Source organism: Paraburkholderia elongata, from assembly GCF_013177735.1.
Classification (GTDB): domain Bacteria; phylum Pseudomonadota; class Gammaproteobacteria; order Burkholderiales; family Burkholderiaceae; genus Paraburkholderia; species Paraburkholderia elongata.
Window position 1 is genome coordinate 36,291 of the sequence record NZ_WOEZ01000300.1, and the last position, 13,940, is coordinate 50,230.

10 protein-coding genes and 1 pseudogene are annotated in these 13,940 nt (G+C 55.9%); 5 read left to right on the plus strand and 6 right to left on the minus strand.

What is annotated here, in order from left to right:
- Positions 1-216: 216 nt before the first annotated feature.
- Positions 217-1,080, plus strand: coding sequence for an SDR family oxidoreductase (locus GNZ13_RS48390; protein WP_172178390.1), 864 nt, complete (start codon positions 217-219; stop codon positions 1,078-1,080).
- A gap of 220 nt (positions 1,081-1,300) precedes the next feature.
- On the opposite strand, the gene GNZ13_RS48395 is transcribed toward GNZ13_RS48390, so the two are convergent.
- The 6 genes from GNZ13_RS48395 to GNZ13_RS48420 form a co-directional block, all read right to left on the minus strand.
- Positions 1,301-2,158, minus strand: coding sequence for an SDR family oxidoreductase (locus GNZ13_RS48395; protein ID WP_172178370.1), 858 nt, complete (start codon positions 2,156-2,158; stop codon positions 1,301-1,303).
- 1,220 nt (positions 2,159-3,378) lie between these two features.
- Positions 3,379-4,533, minus strand: coding sequence for an acetyl-CoA C-acetyltransferase (locus GNZ13_RS48400; protein ID WP_172178372.1), 1,155 nt, complete (start codon positions 4,531-4,533; stop codon positions 3,379-3,381).
- Positions 4,530-5,333, minus strand: coding sequence for an enoyl-CoA hydratase/isomerase family protein (locus tag GNZ13_RS48405; protein ID WP_172178374.1), 804 nt, complete (start codon positions 5,331-5,333; stop codon positions 4,530-4,532). Before GNZ13_RS48405 ends, GNZ13_RS48400 begins: the two co-directional genes overlap by 4 nt.
- The gene (locus tag GNZ13_RS48410) at positions 5,330-6,394 is read right to left on the minus strand and encodes a phosphotransferase (RefSeq protein ID WP_172178376.1); all 1,065 of its coding nucleotides are present in this window, start codon (positions 6,392-6,394) and stop codon (positions 5,330-5,332) included. The genes GNZ13_RS48405 and GNZ13_RS48410 overlap by 4 nt, the downstream gene beginning before the upstream one ends.
- Complete coding sequence (locus tag GNZ13_RS48415; RefSeq protein ID WP_172178378.1) at positions 6,391-7,578, minus strand: acyl-CoA dehydrogenase family protein; 1,188 nt, start codon at positions 7,576-7,578, stop codon at positions 6,391-6,393. The genes GNZ13_RS48410 and GNZ13_RS48415 overlap by 4 nt, the downstream gene beginning before the upstream one ends.
- Positions 7,575-8,336 (minus strand): SDR family NAD(P)-dependent oxidoreductase, encoded by a 762-nt coding sequence (locus GNZ13_RS48420; RefSeq protein WP_172178380.1) that lies wholly within the window; start codon positions 8,334-8,336, stop codon positions 7,575-7,577. Before GNZ13_RS48420 ends, GNZ13_RS48415 begins: the two co-directional genes overlap by 4 nt.
- Positions 8,337-8,978: 642 nt before the next feature.
- Here GNZ13_RS48420 and GNZ13_RS48425 point away from each other — a divergent pair.
- From GNZ13_RS48425 to GNZ13_RS48440, 4 genes and pseudogenes are all read left to right on the plus strand, one after another.
- Positions 8,979-10,379 (plus strand): MFS transporter, encoded by a 1,401-nt coding sequence (locus tag GNZ13_RS48425; RefSeq protein WP_172178382.1) that lies wholly within the window; start codon positions 8,979-8,981, stop codon positions 10,377-10,379.
- Positions 10,380-10,485: 106 nt separating this feature from the next.
- Complete coding sequence (locus tag GNZ13_RS48430; RefSeq protein ID WP_236002527.1) at positions 10,486-10,638, plus strand: hypothetical protein; 153 nt, start codon at positions 10,486-10,488, stop codon at positions 10,636-10,638.
- Between the two features lie 57 nt (positions 10,639-10,695).
- Positions 10,696-11,869, plus strand: a pseudogene (locus GNZ13_RS48435) (IS3 family transposase).
- A 702-nt stretch (positions 11,870-12,571) separates the two neighbouring features.
- Positions 12,572-13,597, plus strand: coding sequence for a porin (locus GNZ13_RS48440; protein WP_236002528.1), 1,026 nt, complete (start codon positions 12,572-12,574; stop codon positions 13,595-13,597).
- The last annotated feature ends 343 nt before the right edge of the window (positions 13,598-13,940 follow it).

A 13,940-nucleotide genomic window follows, 5' to 3' on the forward strand; every position in this document is an offset into this window, starting at 1 on the left:
ACCTCTAGGCCTTTGAGGCATTGCACTCTGACGAGCTATTTGTTTCTACTCGCCATGAAATCGACACCTACACATTTTTATGGTACTTTAGTCCCACAAAGGAAATTCGCACCATGAAGGAGATGTACATCCTTGATGTTGAACGCCGGACAACGGAGTCACGTTCCGGCCACATATGACAGCCTCATAACCAACATTCTTTTCTTGGCCATGGCAATGACCCTACAATCGAAAACTCTGTTTATCACTGGTGCAAGTCGCGGTATTGGTCTCGCAATCGCCCTCCGAGCGGCGCGAGACGGCGCCAACATCGTTATCGCCGCCAAAACTGTCGAGTCACACCCAAACCTACCTGGGACGATTTATACCGCCGCGGAAGAAATCGAGCGCGCCGGCGGTAAGGCTCTTCCTCTTGTCGTGGACGTCCGTGATGAAGGGAGCGTTGTCCGCGCATTTGACGAGGCCGTACAGCGTTTTGGTGGTATCGATATATTGGTAAACAATGCAAGCGCCCTTTCGCTCACCGACACGCCGTCGACGGATATGAAACGGTACGACCTGATGCAGCAGATCAACGTCCGAGGCACTTATCTCTGCACTCGAACGGCACTACCGTATTTAAGCCGCGCAGCGAATCCACATGTATTGAACCTCGCTCCTCCACTGGACCTCGATCCGAAGTGGTTCGGCCCACATGTCGCCTACAGTATTGCGAAATTCGGCATGAGCCTTTGCACGTTAGGACAGGCACGTGAATTCAAGTCACTAGGCATCGCCGTCAACTCGCTCTGGCCCGTTACCACTATCGACACAGCCGCCGTCCGCAACAAACTCGGCGATATGGCCAACTCCAGTCGGAATCCCGAGATCATGGCCGATGCTGCGTACGCAATTCTTACAAAGCAGGCAACAGAAGTGACGGGCAACTTCTTTTTGGATGAACAGGTGCTGCGCGAGGAGGGAGTGACCGACTTCTCATCTTACGCACGGCACCCACTCGCACCATTGACCGCAGACTACTTTGTTAGCGACCGGATCCTCGACAGTTTGCCGACAGAGCTAGTCCGCCTGCCGCAGTGACACCGACGATCATCGACTTCACGATGGCTCCCTTGCGAGGGTGCCATCGAGCCGGCGCTTATGCCGTCGCCACCTCGCTGATGCCTGTAGTGGTCAAGTCCATATCTCCGCCCGATATGCAAGGCCGTGTAGCCAAGGACAATCCGACGCGGACTATCCAGGGGCCCTTCCTTCTCCCGAAGGACCACCCGCACTGTTACCTCAGATGGCACCGCTTCCTCTAAAATTCGAGGGCGTGCCACTTCTCACGACGATCGGCCGAGAACTGGTGATCTGCAGTTGCAAGGTAACCGCCGTCAACCAAAATATCGACACCCGTCATCAAACTAGCGGCTGGAGAAGTTACGAATCTAATAACCTCGGCAATCTCTGACGACGATCCGAGCCTTCCAAGTGGTAAATCGTTCCCGCGATGGTCAAGACCGGCCTGTCTTTGCGCCCCCATCGCTGTGTCGCCGAGTACACCAGGAGACACTGAAAGCAATCTCCCCTGCCGCTGGCCCCAAGCGTAAGCTCGACGCTGCACCTGCAGAATCGTTCCACGCTTGGAAGTTGCATAGGCCAGGCGATGTTTCGGCGCTGTGGGAGCCTCGGCTTCGATGACTCGTGCCAGGTCGGCCGGCCCCTGTGTGGGTTCTAACAATAAGGAGTCGAACCGATGCCCAAGCGTTCTATGTCCTGCCACCGAGGCCACACAGACCCCCACCACTCCGGGTTTTACCAGGGGTTCGAAGGCTTCCAGTATATTGATAGTTCCATACAGATTTACTGCATAAATGATCTCGGGGGGCGTAGGTGGCGCGACGCCAGCGGCATGAATCAGTACCGCAAATCCCCCCATTTCGTTTGCGGCCGCCGCCAGAGCATGCGCGTCTGCCTCACGCGTGATGTCCGCGGGCATCGCAACAGCATCCACTCCTTCGGCCTGGAGCGTACTCACTGTCGAATTGACCGCATCCGGTCGAAGATCCGAAACCAGAATTCGGTGGTCGCGAAACCGCCGCGCACAGGAGAGTCCAATATGACCGGCACCGCCGGTAATGACCGCAAGGGGCAATGTACTGCTATCGTCTGTCATGGTTCGATCTCTTCAAAGATTTGAGGCCGCAGCTAAGTAAGATGTATTGCGCTGGCGGTTCGCAGCGATGCAGCTGGAACCGTTAGGCTTTATCAACGACACACAGCGTGATCGCCTCATCAACTGCAAACATGCGAGTGGTTTCCTTGGCGAGAAAGCGGCTGGAGTCTTCCCGTAAGCGAAACTCCCTGCACCCCATTGAGCATCTGGCTGAGAAACTCATCGAGTTCCTGCTCGCTATCAAACCAAAGCTCGGTAACGCCATTGAAATCGGGCAACTCCACGGCGCCTCGAATCTACGCTCTTGATCCGCTGAGGTCGCTACGACGGTTGTCCTTGATGATTGACATGAGCTGCATGACAAGTGGGACGTGCTCCTCTTCGCACATCCTGCGTGCCGTAAAGGAGGTATCTTTTCGAATCTTCATGAGGGTCACCAGCTTGCCCAACCGTTACCTCTCTTTCTCGGGAGACTGACTTTGTTTATCTCAAGACCCGGTCATCATCGATATCAATTGCACGAATGAGATTATGATTTGGGTAATTCAAAATTCATGTAAAAGCGCATGGCAGGACGCCGCCCGTCTGGTGGAAAGACTCGCCATGCACCATCCTCGTGTTTGAAAAAGAAGATGGAAAGAGCCCTACTTGAGGAGCGAGCCTCAACTCGAACAGAGCGGCTGTGACCTACGCCGCTCCATTTGAATCGGGTTACCCGGACGGGTGCGGCTGCAAACCACTTCTCAACAACTGACCGCAAACAGATTTCTGCGCTTTTCATCGACGTCTCCTTCCAGGCTGCAGCGAACCGGCCGCCTCAGCCTGCGGCTCAACTACGCCTTTACGAAATGTGCCCGTAAACTGCACGAGTTCACCAACGAGCTAAAGAGTTTGTCTCCTATTTCAGAACCCTCGAGCAAGCCCACCTGAACATCGCCTAATCCCAAACCGCGCCGCAGTCGGTGACCATCAACGCGATGATCTGCCGGTCCATGAGAAGACGTACGAAAACCGCAGCAGGAAAAGTGCGTCGCTTCGCTTAACGCCCTGATCGGTGACAGACGGCATGAGACTTCCTTTGCGTCGGAGTCCGCTAGTTGGCAAGGGTTGTCTGGTTGCCTTCTCCAATACACGGCCTTGAGATAGGTGTCGTGTTTCTTTATGGGATTTAAATACCATTTTAGATCAACTAGCGATGAGGTGCAAGCCTTGAGCGTGCATCAGATGGCTTCGATGATGGTGACATTCGCGATGCCGCCGCCTTCGCACATTGTCTGCAAGCCATACCGCTTTCCACGCGCTCGCAGCGCATGTACTAGCGTTGCTGTAAGCTTCGCCCCGGAGGCGCCGAGCGGATGCCCTAGGGCAATCCCCCCTCCATTCACATTGAGGCGATCTGGATCCGCATCAACGGCCTGTAGCCAGGCGAGCGGTATCGGCGCAAACGCCTCATTGACTTCGTAGAGGTCGATTTGATCGATTGATAGGCCTGCTCGCTTCAGTGCTCTTCGCGTGGCCGGAATTGGCTCTTCGAGCATGACAATCGGGTCCCCTGCAGTAACCGTAAGATTGTGAATCCTGGCAAGGGGCGTCAGTCCATGCGCCTTCAATCCATGCTCATTGGCCACCAGAACGCCGGCGGAACCGTCGCAGATCTGACTTGCGTTTGCTGCACTTAATACGCCGCCGTCCCGCAATAGCTTTACCGATCCAATCGACTCTGCTGTCGCATCGAACCGGATACCTTCGTCGACAACGTGTGACTCCCCATTCACCTCAAGTGGCACAATCTCGGCTCGAAAGGCCCCTGCATTGGTGGCAGCTGCGGCCCGCTGATGGCTCTTCAAGGCGTACCAGTCGAGCTGTTCACGACTAAACCCGTATTTCTCAGCAATTAATTGGGCTCCAGTGAACTGGCTAAAACCATCCACTCCGTAGCGTCTTCGGATTCGTTCAGTCCAGGGGCCACCTAATCCTGCATTCAATGCGAGGCTTGTCGGCGTACCCATTGGAACGCGACTCATGCTCTCGACGCCAGCCGCAATCACGACGTCTTGTGTGCCCGACATGACCGCCTGCGCTGCGAAATGGAGAGCCTGCTGGGATGAGCCGCACTGCCGGTCGATTGAAACGGCCGGAACGCTATCTGGTAGCCTGGATGCCAAGACGGCGTTACGCCCAATATGGAAGCTCTGCTCACCAACCTGGCTCACGCAGCCAAAGATGACGTCTTCTATGGCGCCGGGATCAATTCCACAACGATCGACCAGCGCATTCAGCACTTCTCCTGCCATATCAGCCGGATGCCAATCGGCGAGTTTGCCGGCGCGGCGACCACCGGCAGTCCGGACCGCCTCGACAATGTATGCGTTCAACCCGTGCTTTCCCGATGACTTGGACTGGCGTTGCGCTTAGAAACAAATGCCTGGATACGGTCACGAGTTTGCGACGTTCGGCTGAGTTCAGCGATCGCCCTCGCTTCGTCTTCCATCTGCGTCTCGAAACTCGACTCCAGACTTGAAAGCAGCAGATTCCGTGTTCTTCCGATTGCGGCGGTGGTCGATTTCCCGAGTTGTGCAACTATCGCCCTAACCTCATCAGCCAGAAGTTCGTCATCCACTGCGCGTGTAACCAGACCTAACTCGGCCGCATCGTCTGCACCTAGCCGCTTGTTCGTCAAGATAATTTCTTGAGCCCGGCGCAGGCCGACAAGACGAGGAAGGAGCCACGTTGAACCACCATCCGGGGAAAGACCAATGCCCGTATAGGCCGGCGTAAAGTGCGCCGAACTAGCGGACAGAGCGATGTCTCCGAGAACCGCCAAGCTGAGCCCAGCGCCAGCCGCCGGACCGTTTATAGCGGTAATCAACGGCTTCTGCATCCTTGCGAGCCGCGCTATGGCCATATGCAAGTACGCAGTCAGCTCTTTCAACAAAGAAGGCAACGCATCGCCCGCAGACACGAATCCTCCCACATCGCCTCCTGTACAAAAGAAGCGTCCTGCACCCGTGAGCACGACGCAGCCTATCGAATCATCTTCGTCGCAATCGATAGCGGCCTTCATCAACCCCTTCGCCAATGAGAGGTCGATTGCATTGCCTACGTCGGGCCGGTTCAGTGTCAACTTCGCAATGGACCCATCGCGCTCAAAGAGCAAAGTAGCTGATGAGTTCATGAGCGTGCTCCTTGCGACTGTTCCCAGGCTCGCTGTGCCACAAGCGGCAACGCGGCGACCAACTCCTTCGCATGGGGCGAAGCCGCCGAGCCACGCTTCCAACGTGCTTTGATGCCATGAAAGATCGCTGCGAGTCGAAACATATTGAAGGCGACGTAGAAGTTCAGGTTCGCGATACCGTCACGTCCCGTATGAGCACAGTAGGCAGCCACGTATTCATCTTCGCTTGGGATGTTCAGCTCACTTAGATTTGCGCCTTCAAGGCCCGCGATGATCAGCGGTGGCATACGGTACATCATCACGTTGTACGCAAAGTCGGCAAGTGGATGGCCTAACGTCGACAATTCCCAGTCCAGGACGGCCAGAACGCGGGGCTCCGTAGGATGGAATATCATGTTGTCGACGCGGAAGTCACCATGCACGATAGTAGTTTCATCGCCAGCCGGAATGTGTGCGGGTAGCCATTCCATCAACTTCTCGAAATGCGGATCCCGACCGGCCTCAACGTCACCTGTGTATTGTTTGGACCAACGCGCAATCTGCCGCTCGAAGTAGTTACCGGGGTGCCCGAAATCGGTCAAGCCCACCGACCGGTAGTCGATGCTGTGCAACTTCGCGAGCGTTTCGTTGATCGCGTAGAAGTAGCGCGGTCGTTCGTCACGGATAACATCCGGGAACGTCGCGTCCCAGAGGACTCGCCCCTGTACGAAGTCCATCACGTAAAACCACGTGCCAATCACCGCATCGTCCATGCACATGCCGTGCAGATGAGGGACAGGGAAATCTACCCTTTCAAGCGCCTGCAACACTCGCGCCTCGCGCTCCACAGCGTGCGCGCCGCGCAAAAGATCGCCCGGTGGCTTGCGCCGCACTACGTATGCCTTGTCGGGCGTGTTCACCTTGTAGGTGGGATTCGACTGTCCGCCCCTGAATTGTTCGACCGTTACTGGTCCTCGAAATCCTCGAACGTTCTCAGACATCCATTGCGTCAGGCCGGCGATGTCGAAGCGATGTTCACTTCGGACCTCCGAAGTCCCATTGAATGAAATAGCTTCTTTCATCGAGCCATCCTATCCAGAGCATTATTTCTGATCCTGTTGGCGAGCGACCATTTGTGCACTTCTGTGGGCCCGTCGTACACTCGAAATGCGCGTATCTCCCGGAAAACTTTTTCGACTATCGTGTCGCCCGTCAAGCCTGTCCCGCCCATTACCTGAACGCAACGGTCTGCGACACGGAATAGTGCTTCGGATACAGCAACCTTAGTCATGGAAGATTCGCCAATACCCTTCGCGCCGCTGTCCAGCACCCCTGCGCACCAGTCGATCATCAACTCGGCCTGCTTCAGGTCAATTTGATTCTCCGCGAGCATGAAGCCTACGCCCTCGTGCTCAATGAGTAGTTGACCAAACGCACGACGCTTTACTGCGTACGCGGTTGCAATCTCTTGAGCCCGGATGCACGCGCCAAGCCAACGCATGCAGTGAGTGAGTCGAGCAGGTGCCAGCCGAATCTGGGCATACTTGAAACCTTCTCCACTCGCTCCGAGTATCTGGCTCTCCGGGACACGAAGACCATCAATCCGCACGATGGCGTGACCTCCAGGCATCGAATCGTCAAGCGTATCGAGAACACGCTCGATGCGAATCGCTGGATCCGGCAATGCAACCAAGAACATCGTCGCGCCCTGTTCGGAGCGAGCCATAACGATGCCCATGCCGGCGCCGTCAGCTCCCGTGATAAATGCTTTGCGACCGTCGATCACCCAAAAATCGCCATCCCGTCGAGCGGTAGTCAGCATCATTGACGGATCGGAGCCAGCACCGTTGTCTTCGGCCGGCTCGGTCATGAAAAAGGCGGATCGAACCCGACCTTCGATGAGCGGCGTTAAAAATCGATCTTTTTGCGCGGGCGACGCCACTCTTCCCAAGAGGTACATGTTCCCTTCGTCGGGTGCGGCGACATTGAGCGCGAGCGGTCCAAGGGGTGATAAACCCGCCGCACGCAAAACCAAAGCGGTTTCTCCATGGGTCAGATGACTGCCATCAGGAAGTACATTGGGCGTCAGCAGCCTTTCGGCGCGCGCCATGTCCCTCATTTGCTGTACGAGGTCGTCACTGGGACCGTGCGGACCCTGGCGAGGATCACGCTCAAAAGGCACGACGTGTTCGCGGACAAAGATCTCGACGAGCTCAGCTAGCCGACGGCCTCGGTCAAGATTTGGAGTAGTAGAAAAATCGTTCATCGCGGCGCCATCCTGATCGCACCATCCAGTCGAATCGTTTCGCCGTTAAGCATTGGATTGCGCACGATACTTTCTACTAGGTGCGCATACTCCTGCGGTTTGCCTAAGCGCGCGGGAAACGGGACCTGACTTCCGAGTGAATCTTGAGCTTCTTGAGGCAAAGCAGCCAACATCGGCGTCCAGAACAATCCCGGCGCAATCGTCACAACCCGGATTGATAGTGACGCCAGGTCTCGAGCCATCGGAAGTGTCATGGCGACCACGCCGCCTTTTGACGCTGCGTATGCGACCTGTCCGATCTGCCCTTCGTAAGCAGCGACGCTCGCTGTATTGATGATCACGCCGCGCTCTTCTGCAAGCGGCTCGATCTCGCTCAGCCGTGCCGCGAATCGGGAACTCACAATGAAGTTACCGATCAGGTTCACCTCTATCGTGTCTCGGAACTGACGCAAACTGTGCGGCGCTGCATCGCGACCTACCGTTTTTGCACCAAGCGCCACGCCGGCACAGCCAACGAATACGCGTGCAACGCCGTGAAAGCGCTCCGCCTCGTCGAGAGCGGCTATAACGTTGTCCTCTCGAGAAATATCTACCTTTACGAACCGCCCTCCGATCGCTTGGGCCTGTGCACGGCCAGATTCTTCGTTCAGATCGAAGATCGTTACCTTGGCCCCCAGCGCGGCCAAGTGACGTGCGGTTGCCCCACCCAGACCAGAAGCTCCGCCCGTGACTATCACGGCGAGTCCAGCTATCTCCATGCTCATCTCCTCATGTCACAACATCAAGGGCGACCTCAGGCGGTGTTGATCGCATCCCTCAATTCGATCCCCCCATTTTGGGTATTGATACCCGTTGTTGTACTACAGCACCATAAAAATATTCGAACACTCAATGCGATTGCAGGCAGGACTATGTATAGGTGCGGTACGGCGAAGACCGTGTCGGGGTATGTGCGGTTGCATGAAAAGAGGACGTCCGATTCATCTCCAGGCCGTCCTTCTCTGAACTGCCCGTAATGCGTCGTCGGTTCGGGCAGGGATTCGCCCATGTTGTTTGCAGCGGCACACTCACGTCTGACGATTACTTGCTCAACGTCTCTCGGTTTTAATCGCTAAGTATTCGTTTCATTCGCTGGGAATCAGCCACTTTTTAGCGCTGCATGGTTGTCCATGCGTTTCGCCGATCTCCATCGACGGCCTCCAAGGAGCGAAGTGCGGAACGTTCTCACTTTTACCTTGACGACATCGAAGTCGACGCTTATTGTACTCAAATCCCATTCCGGAACTCGGTTTCCTTATTGCGCACCGAGCGCAACGTGGGATAGGAGACAGTCTCGACTAGCCGATATCGGCGCCGCGAGATGAGAACACAAACCTGCAAACTGATCGAGGTCCATTACCTTGGCCCATCACCCTTCCTTAAACGACACACAGCAATCCGCTGAGCCACGTGCAGGCGCACGTGCGTGGTATGCCGTCGGTCTGCTGCTATGTCTATACATCCTGTCTTTCTTCGGTCGACAAATCATTTCGCTTTTGGTGGAGCCCCTCGAGAAGGACTTGGGCTTGACCGAGGTCCAGATCGGGCTCCTGATTGGCTTCTCGTTCACGCTGGTTTACGCCATTGGCGGAATAGCGTTTGGATGGTTCGTCGACACCTTTCCACGAAAGCTGATTATCTTCGTCGGCACAATTGTCTGGGCCCTGAGTTGCATCGGCTGTGGCCTCACCACGTCGTTCGGATGGCTCTTCGTCGCTCGCATGGGTGTTGGCATCGGCGAAGCAACGTTGATGCCGGCGGCATATGCTCTCCTGAGCGACACATTCCCACGGCGGCGGCTAGCCACTGCACTGGGAGTTTTTTCGTTTGGCGCCACGTTTGGTATCGCAATTTCTCTCGGTCTCGGTGGCTATCTACTGGCGCTGTTTGCTCGCTCTCGTGGGATAGAAACGCCCTTGGGCCACCTTGACCCGTGGCAAGCAGCGTTTGTTATAGCGGGGTGTCCTCCACTTGTCTTCGGCCTGCTCGCGCTGACATTGCCTGAACCCACTCGGAAAAAACGGGCCTTCGGGCATCCGCCTGCTGCGACTCCGCTACTCACCGTGCTTCGTCGGCGTCGAGGCATCATGGCCGCCCAGTTCGCGGGATTCTCTATGAATGCATTGATGGGATACACCCTGATGGCGTGGGCACCAGCATTCATGAGCCGGAGCTACGGCTGGAGACCGGGTGAGATCGGTCCAGCGCTCGCGCTTGCTCTCGGCCTAAGTGGCGCTATCGCCACTCTTGGCAGTGGATGCCTCGCGGATCGCATGTGGGCACGCGGCATAAAGGGCAGCCATTACATACTCGCCGCATCAGCTTTATCCGTCTCCTCTCCATTCGGCGTCGTCGCCTTTCTCTCACCCAGTCCCTGGATTTTCCTTGCGGGAATTTTCGTGGTGTATTTTGCGGCAGCGGTCGCACTCAACATGGGCGCCACCTCACTTCAGTTGCTTACTCCGCCTGCTTTGAGGGGGCGTCTGTCCGGTCTGTATCTTTTCTGCACTAATATGTTCGGGGCCGGCCTCGGTCCGCTGATCGTCGCGATGCTGACACAGCATCTATTTCATGACCGCGCCAAAGTCGGGATTGCGATGGCTATCGTGACACCCACAGCCGCGTTGACTGGCGCAATCATTCTTGGCCTCGCATGGCGCCGGTATGCGAAGTTGATTACGGCTGCCGACGACTCAATTGATGAAGTGGAGTCGGTTGACATCGCGGCACCTAGCGTCGCGGTATTAGGGACGAAATCATAACGTTACGACACTGGCGTTCGTCGAGTTCTCGTAAGCGCGTGACCATCCCGTCTTGAATTGCGCTGACCGACTTGGAAACAACGTGTCCACTTAAATAGGTGGACACGTGAATACTATCGAAGAAGAAGTGCTGCTTGGCCGGCGCCGACGCCGGCGATATAGCGTGGAGTTCAAAGCCGAGGTGGTAGCGGCTTGCCAGGCGCCGGAGGTGTCGCTCGCCGCCATTGCGTTACACCACAAATTGAACGCGAATCTGTGAGGCCGGCCGGAAAAAGTGGAAGCCAAGATTCCGCAAAATTTAGGAATGGTGGCGTACATGAACCGAATCCCCAAAGCTGTCTACACGAAGCAATTCCGTGAAGAGGCGGTGAAGCTTGCGATGACCGTGGGTGTTGGTGTGTCGGGGCTGCGCGTCGGCTGTCGATATCAATGAAGACCGTGGCAAACTGGGTGCGCCCTGTGAAAACCGGCAAGCTGGAGCGTGTGGGTCAGCATCAAAAGCCGTTGACGGAGATCGAAGCTGAGTTCGGGCGAGTCAAGCGGGAACTGGCCGAAGTAAAGATGGAGCGCGACTTGCAAAAAATCCCCGACGTACTTTGCGAAGGAGTCGCGGTGAAGTACGGCGTGATCGAGCAGATGCGACAGGACTATCCGGTGCCGCCGATATGCCCGCTGCTGGGCGTTTCCGTGAGCGGCTATTAAGCGTGGCGCAAGCGCTCGCCATCGTTGCGCGCGCGGCAGGATGCCCGACTGGAAGCCGAGGAGCTCGCTGCGCATCAGCGCACGCGTGAAAGCTTTGGGCCCGAACGCTTGCAGAAGCACCTCAGCGAGCATGGCGTGCAGCTCGGCGTTCATAGTATAAAAAGGCCGCGTCAAAAGCTTGGTCTGCGTTGCAGGCGGAAACGCAAGTTCAAGGCGACGACCAATTCGAAGCACGACCTGCCAGTGGCACCGAACCTACTGATCCAAGATTTCAGCGCAACCGCGCCAAATTAGGCCCGGTGTGGCGATATCACGCATATCGCGACCGACGATGGCTGGCTGTACGTCGCCGGACTGAGACGGATTTGTTCAGCGGCGAACTGGTCGGCTACGCCATGAGCAAGCGCATGACGAAGCATCTGGTGATGCAAGCGCTGTTCCGTGCGGTCGCATCACAGCGTCCAGCGCCTGGTCTGATCCATCATACGGATCGCGGATCTCAATACTGTGCTCAAGCGCACCGGAAGCTCGTCGACAAGTTCCGCGTGCAGGCGTCAATGAGCCGGCGAGAAAACTGCTTTTACAACGCACCGATCGAATCGTTTTGGGGCACTCCGACAGGCGAGCTGGTCTATCATCGACGCTTTGCCACACGCGAAGAGGCCAGGCGAGCCATCAGCGAATACATTGAGATCTGCTATAACAGGCAACGCACGCAGGCTCGTCTTAATTACCGGTCACCTGTAGCATTCACGCAGCGATACTATCTGAATCGGGTCGCTGCTTAACCCGTCGGCGTCCACGCATTCCGACCGACCTCAGTTCGAAGTATGCCGCTATCAACGGTGATAACGGTCGAGCCTCGCCTGTGCGAACTACACCAACGCCTTGCACAGAATCGCATTGACCTGGCGCAGTTCAAGGTTTCCTCGCTCCAGCCCTTTCAGGCGTTCCGCTCCGAGGCGTTGCCCTCGATCCGTAGGCACTGATTCCGTTTTTCCTGACGCATCCAGTTGCGCCGCGTCTAGCCGGCGTAGCCCATCTCGGCAGTGATCGACGTGATCATCACATTGCAGTCGTGTCGAGTCTCCGGGGCAGTCGTCGTTGCCTTTTTATGCGACGTTCAAGTAGTCACTCTCGACGGTGGGAGACATGTCGAGGGCTATGCGGCCAAGCCGCGGGTATCCACCGATATGCCTTCGTGAGACTTTATTCCCATAATAAGACGTGAATACCCAAACGAGCTTCTCCTCTGCGTATCCGTTTGCAATTGTCTGTACGTTTGGGTCGCTGTGCGTTGCTAGTCTTGCGCTCATGGCCGTGGATGGCTGTCAAGCGGTGCGGCCGTACAACATGTGGGTCGATGCTTCCGCTGCATCACGATACCGATTGATGTCACAACTTTCCTAGCCCTGTCCCTTGCATCAGTGGCTGGATGTCCGTTACGACTTTAAGACAATATTAAATAATTAGTAATACACACTAAGGAGATGACCGTGAGGAGATACTTACCTGGTTTGTTGATTGCTCTGCCTCTAGCTTCTACTCAGGTTCGGGCACAAAGTGACCTTACTCTATATGGAATCCTCGATACCAGCTTGGAAGTCACAAATGTTGGAAATGGCGCGACGGCAAGAATGGATTCCGGGGGAGTGAACGGGTCTAGGTATGGCTTGAAAGGTACGGAAGACATCGGGGCTGGTTACAAAATAAAATTTACCCTTGAACAGGGGATTTCATCTACCACTGGCGCCGCATCTAATCCCGCGCTCGCATTCAGCCGTCAGGCTTGGGTCGGAATGGCTGCTCCTTGGGGTGAGGTACGAGTCGGACTACAGAACTCGCCCGTGTACGTAACGGTGACTGGTGTGCTTGATGCATTCACCGTCAACACGTTGGCATCCGGCCTGGACAGTTTTTTAAGTATCTCGCCAAGACAAAATGATGCAATTACGTATCTGAGTCCGGACTTCCACGGACTATCCGGCCAGGTCATGGTAAGTTTGCGTGATTCAAGTACAAAACCGGACAACGGTATTGCCGCCTATAACCTCGCCGTTGAATACAGTCGCGGCCCGTTAAATTCTGCAATAGGTTATCAACGGGTTACCAACTTCAAAGGTAGTTCCACCCTCAACGCGCTGTTCGCCGGAGCCAACTACGCATTCGGGCCGCTTAAAGTTTTTGCTGCATATCACAACGCAAAAATCACAGGTCTAGTTGATAGGGACGTTTATTCGCTATCAGCTAGCTATCAATTCAGCGTTTCAACAATGCTTTCCTTCGGTGGCGCTCACGCCCACGACAGGTCTGGCATGGGCAATGGAGGTGACCAAGTTGGGCTGATGTACTGGTATTTCGTCTCAAAGCGTACCACCCTGTACGCAAGCGCAGCATTTTTGGACAATCACAATCACGCAACTTTCACGATTAACGGTGCTCCGGTGGGGATCCCGGTTGCGTACCCCGGTGCCAACCCTAGAGGCATACAACTAGGTATCCAGCATCGGTTCTAGAGATCGGCCGGCGCACCATGCATGCCGTCTTCAGGCAAAACTCACCTAAAAATAGGGCCCGACTGCACGTTAGCTCCATCAGGTTTTATGTCAATTGTGGATCGAACCAAGTAAATGACGCTGATCGAGCCTTTGCGGGTCGCCGACGCGGTGCGACATCTAGGTCGGTTTTCTGGGCGCAACGGCCACTCGTCGAAGCGCATTGGGAGACCGGAGTTCGGCCAATGCGGTCGTTGGTCCATCAACGCGTCAACGACCGGTATAGGTTCCTAACCCGACGACAGTGAGCAATCTTGGTGAGCGGCCGCTTTGACTGTCGTCAAACGGCGGTGCACGACCCCAC